This window comes from Acetobacter musti (assembly GCF_011516835.1).
Lineage (GTDB): Bacteria > Pseudomonadota > Alphaproteobacteria > Acetobacterales > Acetobacteraceae > Acetobacter > Acetobacter musti.
On record NZ_WOTB01000006.1, the window covers coordinates 189,059 to 206,879 of the forward strand.

Here is a 17,821-nt window from a genome sequence, read left to right on the forward strand (position 1 = left end):
CTTCAACTGCCGTGCTGTTTCTCTGTCAGCCACCGCGTCACAAAAACGCCGCCCGCATGACGGACATCACATGACGCAGCCTGGCAAACAAACATTATGAAACAGCAAAATCTGACAGAACGGTAATGCGGTCAACGTTCCGTGCGGCGACTGATGGCTTTGTGATCGGGAGTGCGTCTTTTACGTCACGGCTTTACGGCTGGATACCATTTTCGATTTTCACCGGTGGCCCCGGCTGCTCGCCGATCGACTGCAGCAGATCCGTCTCGATGGTCCGCGCCATCGCCGCCATCGGCAGCGCATGCGGCGAATTCCTGAACGGCTCCTGCAGGTCATCACCGGCCTTATCCAGCACAACAAACAGCAGTCCGACCAGGGAAGACCCCAGCGGCGTCACCCAGCCCAGCGTCTGCACGGCCGAAAGCGGAAGCACGATGCAGAAAATATTCGCCAGCGTGCGCGGCAGAATGGAATACTGAATCGGCAGCGGCGTCTTGCGAATACGCTCCAGACCGCCCTGCGCGTTGGCCAGATCGGACAATATCCGGTCGATCTGGCCATGCAGCGCCCCATCGATCCCCAGCCGCGTCGCTTCCTCCGTCACACCCACGCCAAGCTGAACCAGGATGCCGTTGGGCTGGTTCGCCCATCCCCTGATCTGCTCCGCCATCTCCGGCGACAACAGCCGGTTCACATCAGCCGACGCATCCACCTCACCCAGCGCCATCCGCAACGCGTGAGGGTAGGCCGCCATCGCCCGCACCAGATCATGCCGCCCGCCCAGGATCGAAACAACCTGACGCCCGAAGGACCGTGAGTTATTCGTCACCGCACCCCACAATGTCCGTCCCTCCCACCAGCGCGCATAGGCACTGTTGTTGCGGACACTCATAAACAGAGCCAGAGCCGAGCCGATGAGAGAGAGGGGGAGGGAAGGGATCTCCATCCATTCCTGATGAAAAACCTGGTAGAGAAAGACGACAACAAAATCCCAGGCGCCCAGAAGAAGCAGAATGCCGAGGCTTTCCCGGAGAAGGATCGTCAGTCCGATCCGCTTATTAACGATCATCGCGAAGCGTTATCCCTGACCCTCTTGCAAATACTGAACACGCAGAATCCGCCGCAGATATTCCGGCTCACTCAGATTTCTCCCTGACAATGTGGTGACACAGCTTCGCCCCGGCGACAACGTCACCCGCCACATCAGGATCCCGGAAATCCATGGAAGATCATCGTTTGTCATCATGTCGCCACGCACCGGCAAAATACAGACGGGCAAAACACAGACAGGACACTTTCAGCTGACCCGCTACAGCCGGCCGGACAACCACCATTCCCACACGTGCGTGCCCCGTTTTATTGGGATAGACTGTTTCAGTCAGAAATGGAGGAACTCAGAAATGACCCTTACAACGCGTTCCGAACATCTCTGCTGCGGCGGACAACTCGGTTTTTACAGCCATCAGTCCGAAGAACTCGGCCTCGTCGCCAGCTTCGGCGCCTTTATCCCGAAGGGTGCCAGCCGGGAAAAGCCGGTTCCCGTCATCCACCTCCTGGCCGGTCTGACCTGTAATCACGAAACCTTCCTGATCAAATCAAACGTCGTGCGTTTCGCCGCACAGCACGGCATCGCCCTCATCGCCACCGACACCTCTCCGCGCGGCGCCGGCACGACGGGCGAAACCGACAGCTGGGATCTCGGCGCCGGCGCCGGCTTCTATCTCGACGCCACACAATCCCCCTGGCGCGCCCATTACCGCATGGGCAGCTACCTGGACCGCGAGCTTCCCGCTGTCACGGAAGCGATTTTCCCGCTCGACGGCACAAAACGCGGCATCATGGGCCATTCCATGGGCGGCCATGGCGCGCTCGTCCACGCCCTGAACCGTCCGGATCTGTGGAAATCCGTCTCCGCCTTCGCGCCCATCGCGCATCCGGCCGCTGTCCCCTGGGGCGAAAAAGCCTTCACAGCCTATCTCGGTCCAGACCGCGCCGCCTGGGCCTCGAACGACGCCACGCTGCTGCTGAAAGCCGGTCACAAACACCCCACGACGCTCCTCATCGATCAGGGCAACGCCGACCAGTTCCTCGAAAAACAGCTCCAGCCCTGGCATCTCGAAGCCGCCGCAAAAGAGGCGGGACAACCCCTGAAACTGCGCCACCACGCCGGATACGATCATTCCTACTGGTTCATCCAGAGCTTCATCGAGGACCATCTCACACACCATGCCTCGGTCCTGAACAACATCTGACCTGAACCTCACCCTGGCCAGAGAGTGGCGGATCTGGTTTTCCGCCACATTCCCCGGAGAGCATAACCCGGCCACCATTCGAGTTGGCATAATATATATTATGCGACAAATGTGCGTCGGAGAACGATCCAGGGCAAAACATCGCCTGCGTCCCTGTCCGGTGATCCCGCAGAAAGTAAAGCAACAAGCCCGCTACCCACCCTGACTGCATACGTCCGACATTCCCAGACAGCGCATGGACACGATGCCGGACCCACCCCACCCTCTCCGGCTGTTCCACAAGATGGTCGCTGTAATGAAAATCACTGCAGGAAGCAGACCCCGCTCCTGAATGAAAGCAGCTTCCCCACGGCAGCCCTAATGAAAATTCCGGGCTCTGAAAGCCAGAATCTCCGCCGCACCGGACGCATCCTCCCGCACTCCGCTCAGATCCCGGTTCCCCACATCGGCCAGCAGTCCCGACAGATCGGTGAACTCCCACGCCACAAGATGCACAATCGCTCCCTCCTTCTGCAGACGCCCCTTCACAGCAAGCATCTGTCCCGAAAGAATGACCCGCCGGTATTTTTCAAACATATCCGCCCATATGACGACATTCAGCACGCCGGTTTCATCTTCAAGCGTCAGAAACACCACTCCGCCCGCCGAACCGGGCCGCTGCCGGACCAGTACCAGCCCCGCCGCCATCAGCCCGCGACCATCCCCGGCCCGTGCCACCTCACGGCAGGACACAGCTCCCAGCCGCCGCAGATCCTCGCGCAGGAAAGCAACAGGATGATCGCGAAGCGTCAGTCCGGACCGGTTATAATCCCGCGCCACTTCAGCCCCCTCCCGCATGGGCTGAAGCAGCACATCCGTCTCATCGGCCTCACGTGCGAAAGACATCGCCGCGAACAGCGGCAGAGGCTCATCCCGCAATGCCCCGATCGCCCATAACGCCTCACGCCGCGCAAGACCCAGACCCGGCCTGAACGCATCCGCATCCGCCAGATGCTTCAGCGCCGCAACCGGCACACCCGCCCGGCGCCAGAGATCGTCAGCCGAAGCAAACGGCCTCCCGCCACGCGCCATGACAATGCGGACAGCATCCTCACGGGAAAGCCCTTTCACCAGACTCATCCCAAGCCTTACCGCGAGCCGGCCATCCGCCGCAGCCGACCCTTCCGGCAGGCTGTCCCAGCGTGACGCATTGACACAGACCGGCCGAACCTCGACGCCATGCTCCCGCGCATCCCGCACAAGCTGAGCCGGAGCATAAAATCCCATCGGCTGAGAATTCAGAAGAGACGCCAGAAAAACGTCAGGATGATGACATTTTATCCAGGACGACAGATAAGAAAGAATCGCGAAACTTGCCGCATGACTCTCAGGAAATCCATACGACCCGAACCCCTCAAGCTGCCGGCAGATACGTCCGGCAAATTCATCCGGGTAGCCGCGCTCCCTCATGCCGTCGATGAGCTTTTTACGAAATGCCCCGATCGAGCCTTTGCTTTTAAATGTCGCCATAGCCCGCCGGAGCTGATCCGCCTCCGATGCGGTAAATCCCGCACAGACCATGGCGATCTGCATGACCTGCTCCTGAAACAGCGGAATGCCCAGCGTCCGCTTCAGCACCTTTTCCAGCGCCGGTGACGGATAGTCCTCGGGCTCAAGTCCTTCCCTGCGCCGCAGATAAGGGTGAACCATACCCCCCTGAATCGGCCCCGGCCGCACAATGGCAACCTCGATCGTGAGATCCCGCAGGCTGCGCGGCTTCAGACGCGGCAGCATCGACATCTGCGCCCGGCTCTCGATCTGGAATACCCCGATCGTATCGGCACAGCAGATCATGTCGTAAGTAGCCTCATCCTCCTTCGGGATCGTATGCAGCGTATGAACGACCTTCTTATAATCCGCGAGCAGATCCAGCCCTTTCCGCAGACAGGTCAGCATCCCGAGAGCCAGACAATCGACCTTCATGAATCTCAGAACATCGATATCATCCTTGTCCCATTCGATGATCTGCCGCCCGTCCATCGCCGCCGGCTCAACCGGAACCAGCTCGTCCAGCCGGTCACGGGTCAGAACAAACCCACCCGGATGCTGGGAGAGATGACGCGGCACATCAATCAGACAATGCGCCAGATCAAGCGTCAGCCGGATACGCCGGTCAGACAGATCAACTCCCGTTTCCCGGAACTGCTCCGGATCGACCTCTTTCGACCATCCCCATATCTGACCGGAAAGAGTCCGGATCAGATCCTCCGGCAGTCCCATCACCCTGCCAACATCACGCAGCGCTCCTCTGGTGCGATAGCGCGTCACCACAGCCGTCAGCGCCGCCCGGTCCCGGCCATAATGATCGTAAACCCATTGAATCACCTGCTCGCGCCGCTCATGCTCGAAATCGACGTCAATATCAGGCGGCTCACCCCGCTCCTCGCTGATGAACCGCTCAAACAGCACGGTGTTACACGCCGGATCAATCGCAGTGATCCCAAGCACATAGCAGACCGCAGAATTCGCGGCAGAACCACGCCCCTGACACAGAATACCCTGACTGCGGGCATAACGAACGATGCTATGCACCGTCAGAAAATAAGGCGCGTAATTCATTCGCCCGATCAGCACGAGCTCATGATTCAGACTGTCCCTGACTGAACCGGGAATGCCACCGGGATAGAAAGCCTTCGCCCCCTCCCATGTCAGTGTTTCCAGAGTCCTCTGCGGTGTCTGCCCCGGAACGGAAACTTCGTCCGGATACTGATAGACCAGATCAGCAGGACTGAACCGGCAGCGCTCCACGATCTCCATCGTGCGCGCAACCGCCTCCGGATACCGGCTGAACAGCCACGCCATCTCATCCGGCGACTTCAGATAGCGATCAGCATGACGTTCCCGCGCAAATCCCGCATCGTCGATCGTCGTGCCATGCCTGATGCAGGTCACGACATCCTGCAGAATGCGCCGATCATAAGTGTGAAACAGCACATCATTGGTCACAACCGCCGGCACCTGCTCCCGCGACGCCAGACCCGCCAGCTCATAAAGCCGCATCTGATCATTGGGCCGCCGGCGCAGCGTCAGCGCCATATACGCACGATCCGCAAAAACCGCCCTCAGCATCCGCAGATGCCGGACACAACCCTCGTCAGCCCGGTCCGGAAGCAGGATGACAAGCAGCCCCTCCCCCCAAACCTCCAGATCCTCCCACAGGAGACGGCATTTCCCCTTTCCCGCCCGCGCCTTCCCCAGCGTCAGAAGCCGGCAGAGCCGCCCATACGCCGCGCGATCCACCGGCCAGACCAGAACCGGAGGGAAATCCACCAGATCAAGGCGGCAGCCCACAACCAGCCGCACCCCTGTCTCCCGCGCCGCGACATACGCCCGCACCATTCCGGCCAGCGAATTCCGGTCCGCAATCCCCAGCGCTCCGATGCCCAGCGCCTTCGCCTGCGCGAACAGCTCATCAGGTGAAGACGCACCGCGCAGGAACGAAAAATGACTCGTCACCTGCAGCTCGGCATACCGGATCATCCGAAGATCCCATGCAGAAACCAGTTCTGCGATCCGGTTTCCCCATGCTCGCCATCCCCGGAACGATACAGCCAGAACCGCTCGCCGGACGTATTCTCAACCCGGAAATAATCCCGGACAGCGCTCAGTTCAGAATCACCCCGCCACCACTCCCCGAACACGCGCTCCGGCCCGTCCGCGCATCTCACCCTGTGACGCACACCCCGCCAGATAAAAAACACCGGCGGCTGATCCGGCAGCTCCGCCATTGCCTGAACCGGCTCCGGCCGGGAAAGCAGCCGCGCCGGTCGCGGCCATTCATGAGACCAGCCGTGGAGCGAGTCATCAGCCAGTTCCTCTGCGCTCTCCGGCGCCAGCGCCGGCACCCTGCGGAAAGAACGCTCAGGCACATCGCTCTCAACAGGAACGAACCGGTACACCGCCCGCACCCCGATGCGGTTTGCCAGCGTGTCGATCAGATCAGAAATATCCGGCTCCGCTTCCTCAGCCAGGCAGGACACCGTCTGGCGGCGATCCACAGGCTCAGCATGCGTCGCCGTCAGAACCATGCGCTCGATCCCGAACCCCGGATCAATAGTCTCTATTTTTTCACAGAGCAGCCGGGACAGACGCCCCGCATCCCGTACCGGAAAGCCTGTAGCGACACGGATCGCCGCAACCCGGCTGTCCACCCGATGCAGCAGCAGCTCAAGACGCCGCGCTCCCTGTCCGCGTTCTTCCAGTCCGGCACAGAGCAGCGGCACCAGCCTGCCGATATAACGGGCAATCGTTTCCGCCGCCCCGATCGGTTCCGCGAAATTCCGTGACACCTGAACAGGCTCAGCGACGCTGACCGGCGTGATGACCTCCGCCTCCCGTCCGTAAGCCTGATCCAGCCTGCGAACCACTTCCGGACCGAAGCGCAGAACCAGCGGAGCACGCGGCATGGCGGCAAGCTGCCCGATCCGCGATATGCCCAGCGTGCGCAGATCATCGGCAGGACCGTCCGGCAAACGCAGAGCCTCAACAGGCAGATCCGCAACAGCAGCCACCGTCCCGCCAGGCGGCGCAACAATGATCCGGGCGCGCCCGTAACGCGCCAGTCCATGCGCGGCGCCCCATGTGTCCGCAACAGCCGCTTTCGCGGTGACGCCCTTCTCCTCCAGCCGCCGGATCATCGCCTCCAGCATCGCCTGCTCTCCGCCATGCAGATGATCCGCGCCGGTCGTCTCCATAACCAGACCATCCGGCAAATCGGGGGCGACAACGGGAGCAATCCGCAGCCGGAACCATAACGCCAGCCGCTCCAGCCCGGCCCTGTCCCCCGCAGGATCGGCATCCATGATGATCAGACCGGGATACAGCGCCCGCGCCCGGGCAACCGGCATTCCCGCCCGCAGCCCCGCCTGCCGGGCCGCCAGATCCACTGACAACACGACACGCCGCCGTCCCTCACGCCCGGCCAGCACCAGCGCCACATCACGCCCGGGCGCTTCGGAACCCAGTCGCCTCCTGAGCCGGTCCGTCGGCCAGAGCGGCAGACAGAGCGAGACGACACGACGCAAGCCTCCCCCGATCATCACAGGCCTCCACTTCAAAAACGGCGGGCTCCCCGGACCGGACCCGCATCAGTTCCAGCCGCCAGCGCGACCGCCCGACACCGGGCACCGGCAGCACAGCGGATGGCCGCACCGAAACCCGCCACCGGGTCACACTCGCCACGGGCTGACCGAAATCAGCCATCTCCGGCGGATACCGGCAGCGACGGATGGCAATACCCATCGTGCCGGATTTCTCCGCCGCCAGTTGCAGACGCCGGGACGCCATCATCGACAGCCGTCCGACTTCCCCCACGACAGCCCCCAGCCCCCCGTACCGCAGCCCCTCCTCGAAGCAGGCCAGCACATCCGCGTCCGAGCCGGCCTGCGCGCAGATCAGCCGCCGCCCCGACAGCCCCGCCTGACGCAGCGCCGGCGCGAACAGATCCTGCCCCGTCACAATCCACAGAACCCTGCCCCGCATGCGCGCCACAATCCCGGCCGAGAACTGCCCGGCCGCCGCAGCATGAACCGCATCACTGTTCCCTCCCGACACCTCGTGCAGAGCGCCACACACCAGGCCACCCCCCGGAAGATGACGGTCAATCTCATCGACCCCGAAAGGCAGCACCGCCCGCCTGCGGATAGCATGCCCCTCAAGCCGGCTGATCTGATCCCGCAGCGTCGCCAGGGCGGGACCCAAGGCGGGACGAGGTCCGGAAATGGTCATTGGCGTGATCCGTCTGCGCGTCACAGGCTGAAGTCAGAATAATATGTTCACTATTTGTTCTCATTCATGACCGAAAGTCAATCCGCCACGGATATCGCCGACAACCTCTCCCCGAAATCTTTCCCTTCAGGCCGAATGGCGCCTGATCAGACTGACCGGCATGATGACCCGCTGCGCCGTCAGTTCAAACCGCCCCAGACAGGCATCGATCAGCATCCGCGCGCCGGCTTCACCGATTTTCACGGTCGGCTGGGACACGGTGGTCAGACCCGGTGTCGTCCAGCCCGAAAAATCCACGTCATCATAACCGACAACCGCAACATCGTCGGGAACCCGCAGCCCCGCCTCCATCACACGATGAATAAACCCCTGCGCAACAAAATCACAGACACAGGCAACCGCCGTGGGCAGCGTATCAAGCGCCAGAAACTCCCCGGCCGCACGCGCGCCGGAGGCGAAGTCGAAATCACCGGCCAGCAGCACGACCGGCCGGATCTCCGGCGTTTCCCGAGCAAGACGGTCACACAGCCCCCGCAAACGCGGCCGGTCATGCTCGCTGGCCTCGCCCGGTCCCTGCACATACGCGAAACGCCGGTGCCCGCGAGACAGCAGATACTCAGCAATCTCCCGGAAACCCGCCTCCTCATCCGCCACAATGCTCGGAATGCCATGCCGGGTCTGATCCGTCAGCAGACTGATCACAGGAACCCCGGCCAGATCAGGCGCCACCCCTCCGGCCCGCATCAGCACCTCGGTCCCCGAAATACTGATGATGCCATCAGCGACCCCACTGACCGGCGTGCGCCTGAGCGTCGCGGCGCCGCTTTCCGTCTCCCTGACCAGAACGCCGTAATCCATCCGCCGCGCCTCGGAAAAAATGCCCCGCAGAACATCCATCACAACCGGCGAGATGGACCGGTCCGAAGGCGCGGGCGCCGTGACGAGAATGGTGCTGGTCCGCCCGGTCCGCAGGCTCCGGGCCATCTGATTCATCACATAGCCCATGCGAACAGCCGCCTGGGAAACAAGCCTGCGCGTCTCCGGACTGACCCGGTCCGGATTCGAAAGCGCACGGCTGACAGTCGACGGATTCAGCCCGACGTCACGGGCAATATCGGCAATCGTGACCCTGCCCTGACGGGAAAGATCCTCAGCATCCTCCATGTCAGCCATCGCACGCGCAGTCCTTCTGAAAAAGCCGCTCATGCCACGCGCGCCGTTCCATCATGATCAGCAACGCCACCTCTCAGATCCGGCCGCCGGAACCGACCCAAAAACAATCGAATGCCAACACAAACACCATTTCACAGCAGGAAAACACTCCCTTCGGCTCCGATACGGACATCACGAAACAACCCTTTCCAGGCAGCTGTTTTACCCCATAACTGTGATCTCTTAGCTCATAACGCTTCGAACCCGAAACGTCCTTGACAGGGATAGTGGCAAACTTTATGGCATACGATTGCCAGACGCAGTCTTCGCCTTCTTTCGGACGTCATCAGCCGGAGCACCCGCATCATGCAGATCGGCACCGATCTCGTCACGTTCTACAATCCCCGCTTCTGGAACGTGGACTCCCCGGACGACATCGCCGCCCTCGCCGCCACACAGCCCCGCGCCTTCTGGACCCGTATCCTCGACGTGCTTCAGAGCGCCGGCCTCACAGGCGCCGAACTCACCTTCCCGCCCTTCGACTGGCGCGGCGCCGTCTCAGCCTTCGGCTCTCCGGCCGCCTTCAGCGCCGAACTCGCCGCCCGCAACATCGCCGCCTGGTCCTGCTTCTTCCCCGATCTCGACCGTATTCCCATCAGCGAATACGGCACGTCGGAAAACGCCATCCTCGCCTCCGTCACCGAAACCGCACGGTTCCTCGCCGCCACCGGCGGGACCGTTCTGGTCACAGGCCTCCCCTGCCGCACCGGTTTCCTCAGCGAACCTCTTTCCTTCGTCGATCTGCCGCTCGCACAGCCGATCGCCGCCCTCCTCAACCGCATGGGCGCCGCCGCCGCAAAGGAAGGCGTGAGCCTCGCTCTCCACACCGAAGCTCACAGCCTGTTCTGCGCCCCGCGCGACATCGACCTGTTCCTGCTACTGACCGATCCTCGCTACGTCCATCTGTGCCTCGATCCCGCCCACATCACACTCGAAGGCGGATCGCCCGAACGCGTCCTCGAACGCCACCTGGACCGCACGGTCGCCGCGCACTGGAAAGACGCCACCGGCCCCATGCCCGTCGACACCCCCATCGACGCCGATATTCACACCCGCCACAGACCGTATTTCTGCGAACTCGGCCAGGGGCGCGTGTCCTTCCCCCGCCTGCGTGCGCTGCTGGATCAGGCTCCCCTGCGCTGTGGCCCGATCCTCGAACTGGACGCCTGTCCCGACCCCGTACCCGCCCTGCGACGCGGCAGCGCTTTCGTGCGCGCGCTCTCCAAAAAGGACGCATCGTGAAAGGCCCCGGACTCTTCATCTCCCAGTTCCTCGGCGAGACCCCGCCGTTCAGCAGCCTCGACGGCATCGCCGACTGGGCCGGCGAACTCGGCTACAAAGCGCTGCAGATCCCCACCCACCGCAAAGACATCTTTGATCTCGGCAAGGCCGCGGAAAGCCAGACCTACTGCGACGATATCCGCGGCATGCTCGCCGGACACGGCCTCACCATTTCGGAACTCTCCACCCATCTTCAGGGCCAGTGCGTCGCCGTTCATCCTGCTTACGACATCCCGTTCCGACGCTTCACGCCTCCCGCTGTATGGCACAGCCCCGAAGCCCGGACGGAATGGGCCGTCTCCGAACTCCTCAAGGCCGCGAAAGCCTCAGGCCGCCTCGGCCTGAATGCCCACGCAACCTTCTCCGGCGCGCTCGCCTGGCCCTACCTCTACCCCTGGCCGCCCCGGGATGACGATCTCATCACCCTGGCCTTCTCAACCCTGGCCGAACGCTGGACCCCGATACTGAACGCCTTTGACGAGGCTCGCACCGATCTCTGTTTTGAACTGCATCCCGGCGAGGATCTGCACGACGGCACCAGCTTCGAGCGCTTTCTCGCCCTCACCGGAAACCACCCGCGCTGCGCCATCCTTTACGACCCCAGCCATCAGCTCCTTCAGCAAATGGATTATCTGGCCTTCATCGATCTCTATCACGACCGGATTCACGCCTTTCACGTCAAGGACGCCGAATTCAATCCCACCGGCCGTCAGGGCGTCTATGGCGGCTACGCGGACTGGCGGGACCGCGCCGGTCGTTTCCGCTCCCCCGGTGACGGCCAGATCAACTTCACCGGCATCTTCTCCCGCCTCGCCCAATACGGCTACGATGGCTGGGCCGTGCTCGAATGGGAATGCTGCCTGAAAAGCGCCGCCCAGGGCGCCCGTGAAGGCGCCCCTTTCATCACCAGCCACATGATCGACGTCGCCGCCCAGGCTTTCGACGACTTCGCCGGCGGCACTCTCACCGACGCCGAGCGCCACGCCTGTCTCGGCCTGCCTCCGACAGTACCGGAGCCACCAGCGGACGGAAACACCGCGCAGCCATGAGCGTTCTTCCGATCCCCGCTCCTCTCATCTCCGCTGGCATGATCGGCGGCGCACTCGGCGCGTTCATGGGCGATGTCCACCGCCGCGCCATGGCCCTGACCGGACGCTTCGCCCTCACGGCGGCCTGCCTGTCCGGCCACCCCGAAACCGCGCGCGCCGCCGGCACCGCTCTCAGGCTCGACCCCGATCGCATCTACGACGACTGGGCCACCATGGCCCGGACAGAGGCCGCCCGTCCCGACGGCATTCGCCTCGCCATCATCGTCACCCCCAATTACCTGCACCTTCCTGTCGCTGCGATCTTTCTCGACGCCGGAATCCCGGTTTTCTGCGAAAAACCCCTGACGAACACTCTCCCCGAAGCCGAAGACTTCGCCGCCCGGTTCGCCATGTCGGGTGACAGAATGGCGCTCGCCTACACCTACAGCGGCTACAGCATGGTGCGCGAAGCTCGCACCCTGATCCGCTCAGGCCGCCTCGGCCCGCTGCGCAGCATTCAGGCCGAATACCTTCAGGACTGGCTCGGCGCTTCCGATGCGCCCGGCGGCTGGCGCCTCGACCCGGCAAAAGGCGGCCCCGGCGGCTGCCTCGCCGATATCGGCACCCACGCCTTCCACCTCGCGGAATTCGTCACCGGCCTGCGCTGTAACGCCCTTTCCGCCCGTGTGTCCCGTCTCGTCCCCGGCCGCGAGGTTCCCGATGACGCCCAGATGCAGCTCCGCTTCCCCGGCGGCGAAACCGGCGGCCTCTGGGTCAGTCAGGTCGCCACCGGCTGCGGCAACGGCCTGCGGCTGCGGATCTTCGGCGAAAAAGCCAGTCTGGAATGGGCGCAGGAACGCCCCGAGGATCTGATCCTTTCCTTCCCCGACGGTCACAGCGAACGGATCGTGCGCGGCGCCACCGGTGTCACTGCCCCCTCGCTCCTGCCTCGCGGTCATCCGGAAGGCTATCTCGAAGCCTTCGCGCGGCTCTACACCGATCTTGCCGACAGGATCGAAGGCCGGCCGGCCCCGCTTCTGCCGACGCTCGCGGACGGGCTGCGCGGCCAGCATTTCGTCGCCGCCGCACTGACCTCCGGCGCAGCGGACGGTGCCTGGATTTCCCTCACCCCGTGACAGGCCGCCATCCGCCCTTTCTGAACAAACCCGCCAGATCCGCGTCTCCGGGCGCATGGGTTCCGGCACAACCCGAAATCCCCGCCTTCAGGAACCGGTTATGACCACCACACAGTACGACGCCATCGTTATCGGCTCCGGCGCCGCCGGCGGTTTTGCCGCCAAGGAACTGACCGGACAGGGCCTCTCCGTCCTCGTTCTCGAAGCCGGCCGCCCGGTCGGACAGAATGACCCCGCCTCCCGCCGCAAACCGGCCGGCAAGGACGCGCATCTCCTCCCCCGCATCGCCGCCACTCTCACCGGCCAGCACCGCCAGTCCCGCGTCGCGTTCTTCAACAGCCAGCTCCGTCATCTGTTCGTCAATGACTGGACGCATGGCTACACCACCCCGAAAGACGTTCCCTTCCTGTGGGTGCGCGGACGTCAGATCGGGGGCCGGCTGCACGCCTTCGGACGTGTCCTCTTCCGCTGGTCCGATTATGATTTCAAAGGCGCAGGACAGGGAATGGGCGGTGTCGACTGGCCCCTATCCTATGCCGATCTCGCGCCGTGGTACGAAAAAGCCGAGCGGTTTCTGAGCATCCACGGCAATCTGGACAGGGTCAGCACCGCCCCGGACGGGATCATGGCGGAACCCGCCGTTCTGACGCCGGAAGAACAGGCCTTTCGCAAAAGCGTCGAGCAGCGCTGGCCCGACCGGCACGTCATCGCCTGGCGCTTCAATCCGCATGACGGCGCCCCGCTCCCGCCCGCGCTCGCCGCCGCGAAAGCCACCGGAAACCTCACCATCCGCTCCGGCGCCGTCGTCCGCGAAATCCTCACCGACCCAGCCACCGGACGCGCCACCGGCGTCGCATGGTCGGATCGTACGACCAAAACACAACACGTCTCACAGGCCCGCGCCGTCGTCGTCTGCGCCTCGCCGATCGAGAGCATCCGTCTGCTGCTCAACTCATCCTCATCCCGGCATCCGGACGGCCTTGGCAACAGTTCCGGCACGCTCGGACGCTATTTCATGGATCAGTGCGCCAGCCTCATGTTCGGACGCTGGCCCGCCACCGCCCGGAGCGGCCCGGACGTGACCCTGCCCGTTCATCCGTTCTTCGGCGTCACCGGCGGCATGTACATTCCGCGCTATGAAAACGCCGACGGAGCCTCCGATCCCGCCTTCCTGCGCGGCTATACCTATCAGGGCTCAATCGGGCGTTACAGCGCCCCCGCCTCAGGCAGCGACGTTCCCGTCGCAATCATGAGCTTTGGCGAAATGCTGCCTTATTCCGACAATACCGTCACCCTCAATCCGAAACGCCGCGACCGCTGGGGCATCCCCCTGCCCCATATCCGCTGCGCCCCCCATGAAAATGAACGGGCCATGCTGCGCAAACAGATCCGCGACTGCGCCGACATGATCGAAGCCGGCGGCGGTGAAGTCGATTTCTGGGCCTCCCCCCTCGGTCTCGGCGAAACCGGACGCGGCCTCTATCCGGAAAAATCACCGCTCGCCCGCTGGCTGATCCGGAAGATGTTCCCGAAAAGCATGGTCATGGGCGCCGCCATTCACGAAAGCGGCGGTATCCGCATGGGCAGCGACCCCGCCTCCTCTGTTCTGAATACCTACGGTCAGTCCTGGGATGTTCCCAATCTCTTCGTCACCGACGCCTCCAGCTTCCCTTCCGGCGGCGCGCTGGGAACGACCCTGACAGTAATGGCTCAGAGCATGCGCGCATGCAATCATCTCGCAAACGAACTGAAATCAGGGCGTCTCTGAATTTCAGACCCCGGCAAAACGCCGGCGGAAAGTCAGTGAGAAGCCGGCGGGAGGCCAGCGATGACGGTGACATCAGGCGAAATCTCCATTCGTGAAAAGATCGCCTACGGATGCGGCGACCTTTCCTCCAATCTGATGTGGGGCCTGACCTCGTCCTGGCTCATGTTCTATTACACCGATGTCTACGGCCTTCCTGCATCGGACGTCGCCTGGATCCTGCTCATCGCCCGCGTCTTCGACGCCTTCTGCGACCCCGCCATCGGCTATGTCATCGATCGCGCCGGCGGCATGATCGTCCCCCGTGTCATCCGTCTCCTCGCCATTCCCTTCGGCGTGTCCGCTTTCCTCTGCTTCCTGCCCCTCCCGCTGTCCCCGCATGGAAAAATCCTCTGGGCCGGCACTTCATATATTCTGTTCGGTGCAGTCTATTCCTGCATCAATACCCCTTACGGCGCTCTCGCCACGATGATCAGCACCGTCGCGCAGGACCGCGTCGGTCTCAATACCTTCCGCATGATGGGCTGCCAGCTCGGCCAGTTCTCCGTCGCCCTGCTCACCATCCCCGCCATCAGCTGGCTCGGCGGCGGCGATACCATGACACAGCGCCAGACCGGTATGGCGCTCTATGTCCTCATCCTCTCGGTCATCGGCAGCGTGCTGTGGGAAGCCGTCTCCCGTGTCTGCGTCGTGCGGCACCCTCCGCCGCCCGTCCGGCACAGCCCCGCCGAACTGTTCGGAACCCTGTTCCGGAACCAGCTCTGGCATATATGCAACGCACTGGTTTTCCTGCAATTCGTCGGGATCGCCACGTTCTACGGCTTTGCGATCTATTATGCGCGCGTCCTGCTCGGTGGCTCGGATTCATTCGGCGGCGAGCTGCTGACCATAGCAACCGTCTCGGCCTTTTTTGGCGCTTGCCTGTCGCCGTTATCCGTCAGACACCTTGGCGTGACCGGAACATGCTCCGTGTCCCTGATTCTGCAGATCCTCGGATACGGACTGATCTGGCTGGCCGGGTCCGGAATGACGTCATTCTTTGCCGGTTTCCTGCTTCTCAGCCTCTCACAGGGCGTCGCCTCGCCCCTGTATTACGTCCTTCTTGCTGCCGCGATCGATAAAGGGTTCGCCCTCTCCTCCGTCAACACGGCCGGCCTCGCCTATTCGATCAGCACCCTGATGACAAAACTGTCGATGGGCGTCACCGGCTTCCTTCTCGCATTCTTCCTGTCCTGGGGACACTATACTCCGGCAAGCGTCACGCAGTCCCCTGATCTCGCTCCCTGGGTCACAGCCGGTTTCATCTGGCTCCCGCTCGGTGGCGCGATCCTCCAGCTCGGCCTGCTCCGCCTCTGGCCCCGTCAGACTCCTGAGAGGAATAAGAACGTCTTCATCACACCGTAAAACCGAAGCAATGAGGACCATGCCTTACAAAAGTCCGGTACCCTGAAATCACTCATTGAAACGAACCGAAAAGAGCAGCTCCACCGGGTTTACCCAGGCACTGCTTTGCCCGACACTACCTCGCTATTTCCGCCAGGCACCTCCCCGAACTGCCATCCAGATCTTGTTCAGTCCGAAAAACGCGGATCAATCAATCCCGCGCCGTCACCGAAAACCCGAAAACCACATCCCGCTCCCGTATCCCCGCAACCAGGCGAAAAACACCCCGCCACTTTATTCTGTCTCTATGCCGGTTTCCCGATAACCCGGCACAAAGACAGGCGATAACTCCTTACAGCGCTTTCACGGCGCTTCTTCCCGTTCAGCGCAGACGACACTTCACGACAATCCGAAACGGTAAAATCCGGCAGAAACCTTTTCAGAAGCGCCATGTGATCATCTTCCGCCGGATCATCGGAACGCACCATGTAAACCGGAGCCCCGCTCCGGAGGAGATCGTGAACCGCCTGCCCCGGCCAGAAATCCACCGATGCCGCCAGCAGATTATTCATACCGACAAAACGCAGCGTCGCGGCCGGCTCAAAGAAAGGCGCCAGATAAGACAGATTCCGCCCCATCAGCAGAACGACGCTGTCAGCAGCAACCCGCTCACGCCCGACATCAAACGTCCGCGCGGAGAAATCCGTATGTCCGAAACCAGGATACCGGCTTGTCACCATCAGAAACACGACAGCCACGCAGACTGCCGCATCACGCCACAGACGCGATCGGCTCTTTCCGGCAACCCGGAAAACGTCGCACAACGCCGCCACAATCAGATAACCCGACATCGCCTCAATCGGGATCATATATCGCAGGATCGAATAAAGCCGGAGCCAGACAACATAACCAGTAACGGTAAAAGCCAGAACACCGGCACAGGCCCGCCCCCCCGGCTCCGCCGCGGAGCGGCGCAGCCACCAGACGCGCGGAACCAGCAACAGACAGGCCAGCATCGTCAGAGCAAAACGCGCGTCGGCAAACCCCGGCTCAGCGATCATCCGCTCTCTGCCCGATAACCAGAAGAACGGATAGGCAATCCATTGCAACACCGATCGCGGCTTATATCGCTGATCGGTAAACGTCTCCGGCGCGGTCCAGACGGAGTGAAAAATTCCGTTGAACATCGGAAAAACAGGGTTGCCCGTCAGACGCCAGAGATGAACCGCCCACCATCCATAGGTCATCAGAAAGCCCGCGACACATCCTGCCGCGCAGGCGGAAACCGGTCGCACCCGCCAGCCTCCTCTTGGCGCCACAACAGCAACCGTCGCCAGAACAGCCGGCACATAAACCACCGCCGTTGGCTTGATCCCTGCCGCAAGCCCAACACACAACCCGCCCAGGATAAACCGCCGGTTACACAGTCCCCGGCAATCACCGGACAACCCGGCCGTCGCCAGCACAACACGCAGACCCAGCAGCACCAGCACCGCAACCGGCATCTCGCCGGATGATAACCCGATCTGAGAAAGTATCGCCGTTCCGGTCGCCCCGATGAGCAGAGCCGCCACAACCCCGACATTGCCGAGTTCCGTGCCACCCGGGAGTCCGCGCAGCATCCGCAGGATGGAGAAGAGAACCAGCAGCAGCAAACTGTAAGAAAAACCCTGAACCGCCGCAAAAAACCGCGGATAATCCGCCAGCGGCCCCATTCCCGCCCGGTAAAGTAAAATATCTCCAAGCGGATTGAAAAATGTCTGGATATCCGCCGGATAGATATCCCTGCCGTCACGATGCGTCAGAAATGCCCAGGCATTATAGAGATGATAGTTGCGCAGATCGGAAAATCTGTCCTGCCCGAACAGCACCGAAATCACCGGGCCTGCAATCAGAAACACAGCGTAAGGAATGGCTTTCGCAGTCTTGCCCGGAAATTTCATCAGAATCCCACTACACGTCGCAGAATCCGCTCCTCCGGAGCCGGGCCATTACGGA

The 17,821-nt window shown here is 62.5% G+C and carries 12 protein-coding genes; 6 read left to right on the plus strand and 6 right to left on the minus strand.

Translation table 11 applies throughout. The annotated features are described in order from the left end of the window. Positions 1-193 precede the first annotated feature (193 nt). On the minus strand, positions 194-1,069 hold the full coding sequence (locus tag GOB93_RS06830; protein WP_173582737.1) for a bestrophin family protein: 876 nt from the start codon (positions 1,067-1,069) through the stop codon (positions 194-196). Positions 1,070-1,400: 331 nt separating this feature from the next. Between GOB93_RS06830 and fghA the strand changes: the two genes are divergently transcribed. After that, positions 1,401-2,252, plus strand: a complete 852-nt coding sequence (gene fghA, locus GOB93_RS06835) for an S-formylglutathione hydrolase (protein ID WP_173582738.1) — start codon at positions 1,401-1,403, stop codon at positions 2,250-2,252. A gap of 357 nt (positions 2,253-2,609) precedes the next feature. On the opposite strand, the gene GOB93_RS06840 is transcribed toward fghA, so the two are convergent. The 4 genes from GOB93_RS06840 to GOB93_RS06855 all read right to left on the minus strand — a co-directional run bounded on the left by GOB93_RS06840 (position 2,610) and on the right by GOB93_RS06855 (position 9,191). Next, on the minus strand, positions 2,610-5,771 hold the full coding sequence (locus GOB93_RS06840) for an error-prone DNA polymerase (RefSeq protein WP_173582739.1): 3,162 nt from the start codon (positions 5,769-5,771) through the stop codon (positions 2,610-2,612). Continuing rightward, the gene (locus tag GOB93_RS06845; protein WP_173582740.1) at positions 5,768-7,330 is read right to left on the minus strand and encodes a DUF6504 family protein; all 1,563 of its coding nucleotides are present in this window, start codon (positions 7,328-7,330) and stop codon (positions 5,768-5,770) included. Before GOB93_RS06845 ends, GOB93_RS06840 begins: the two co-directional genes overlap by 4 nt. Beyond that, on the minus strand, positions 7,230-8,018 hold the full coding sequence (locus tag GOB93_RS06850; RefSeq protein ID WP_173582741.1) for an ImuA family protein: 789 nt from the start codon (positions 8,016-8,018) through the stop codon (positions 7,230-7,232). The genes GOB93_RS06845 and GOB93_RS06850 overlap by 101 nt, the downstream gene beginning before the upstream one ends. 126 nt (positions 8,019-8,144) lie before the next feature. Beyond that, complete coding sequence (locus GOB93_RS06855; protein WP_173582742.1) at positions 8,145-9,191, minus strand: LacI family DNA-binding transcriptional regulator; 1,047 nt, start codon at positions 9,189-9,191, stop codon at positions 8,145-8,147. A 345-nt stretch (positions 9,192-9,536) separates the two neighbouring features. On the opposite strand from GOB93_RS06855, the gene GOB93_RS21465 reads away from it, so the two are divergent. From GOB93_RS21465 to GOB93_RS06875, 5 genes are all read left to right on the plus strand, one after another. Continuing rightward, positions 9,537-10,472: a sugar phosphate isomerase/epimerase family protein gene (locus tag GOB93_RS21465; RefSeq protein WP_242010583.1), complete on the plus strand. Its 936-nt coding sequence runs from the start codon at positions 9,537-9,539 to the stop codon at positions 10,470-10,472. After that, positions 10,469-11,560: a sugar phosphate isomerase/epimerase family protein gene (locus GOB93_RS21470; RefSeq protein WP_338422310.1), complete on the plus strand. Its 1,092-nt coding sequence runs from the start codon at positions 10,469-10,471 to the stop codon at positions 11,558-11,560. Before GOB93_RS21465 ends, GOB93_RS21470 begins: the two co-directional genes overlap by 4 nt. Further along, positions 11,557-12,675, plus strand: a complete 1,119-nt coding sequence (locus GOB93_RS06865) for a Gfo/Idh/MocA family protein (protein WP_242010584.1) — start codon at positions 11,557-11,559, stop codon at positions 12,673-12,675. The genes GOB93_RS21470 and GOB93_RS06865 overlap by 4 nt, the downstream gene beginning before the upstream one ends. A 100-nt stretch (positions 12,676-12,775) precedes the next feature. Continuing rightward, positions 12,776-14,443 carry a GMC oxidoreductase gene (locus GOB93_RS06870; protein WP_173582743.1) on the plus strand — a complete coding sequence of 556 codons (1,668 nt, stop codon included), beginning with the start codon at positions 12,776-12,778 and terminating at the stop codon, positions 14,441-14,443. Positions 14,444-14,503: 60 nt separating this feature from the next. Next, positions 14,504-15,844 carry an MFS transporter gene (locus tag GOB93_RS06875; RefSeq protein WP_173582744.1) on the plus strand — a complete coding sequence of 447 codons (1,341 nt, stop codon included), beginning with the start codon at positions 14,504-14,506 and terminating at the stop codon, positions 15,842-15,844. A gap of 284 nt (positions 15,845-16,128) precedes the next feature. Here GOB93_RS06875 and GOB93_RS06880 read toward each other — a convergent pair whose 3' ends face one another. Continuing rightward, positions 16,129-17,766, minus strand: a complete 1,638-nt coding sequence (locus GOB93_RS06880; RefSeq protein ID WP_173582745.1) for a hypothetical protein — start codon at positions 17,764-17,766, stop codon at positions 16,129-16,131. Between the last annotated feature and the right edge of the window lie 55 nt (positions 17,767-17,821).

What these genes read in the sequence shown, in the direction of transcription:
- GOB93_RS06830 (WP_173582737.1), bottom strand. Translation starts at nt 1,069, where the DNA reads ATGATCGTTAATAAGCGGATCGGACTGACGATCCTTCTCCGGGAAAGC.
- fghA (WP_173582738.1), top strand. Translation starts at nt 1,401, where the DNA reads ATGACCCTTACAACGCGTTCCGAACATCTCTGCTGCGGCGGACAACTC.
- GOB93_RS06840 (WP_173582739.1), bottom strand. Translation starts at nt 5,771, where the DNA reads ATGATCCGGTATGCCGAGCTGCAGGTGACGAGTCATTTTTCGTTCCTG.
- GOB93_RS06845 (WP_173582740.1), bottom strand. Translation starts at nt 7,330, where the DNA reads ATGATCGGGGGAGGCTTGCGTCGTGTCGTCTCGCTCTGTCTGCCGCTC.
- GOB93_RS06850 (WP_173582741.1), bottom strand. Translation starts at nt 8,018, where the DNA reads ATGACCATTTCCGGACCTCGTCCCGCCTTGGGTCCCGCCCTGGCGACG.
- GOB93_RS06855 (WP_173582742.1), bottom strand. Translation starts at nt 9,191, where the DNA reads ATGGCTGACATGGAGGATGCTGAGGATCTTTCCCGTCAGGGCAGGGTC.
- GOB93_RS21465 (WP_242010583.1), top strand. Translation starts at nt 9,537, where the DNA reads ATGCAGATCGGCACCGATCTCGTCACGTTCTACAATCCCCGCTTCTGG.
- GOB93_RS06865 (WP_242010584.1), top strand. Translation starts at nt 11,557, where the DNA reads ATGAGCGTTCTTCCGATCCCCGCTCCTCTCATCTCCGCTGGCATGATC.
- GOB93_RS06870 (WP_173582743.1), top strand. Translation starts at nt 12,776, where the DNA reads ATGACCACCACACAGTACGACGCCATCGTTATCGGCTCCGGCGCCGCC.
- GOB93_RS06875 (WP_173582744.1), top strand. Translation starts at nt 14,504, where the DNA reads ATGACGGTGACATCAGGCGAAATCTCCATTCGTGAAAAGATCGCCTAC.
- GOB93_RS06880 (WP_173582745.1), bottom strand. Translation starts at nt 17,766, where the DNA reads ATGAAATTTCCGGGCAAGACTGCGAAAGCCATTCCTTACGCTGTGTTT.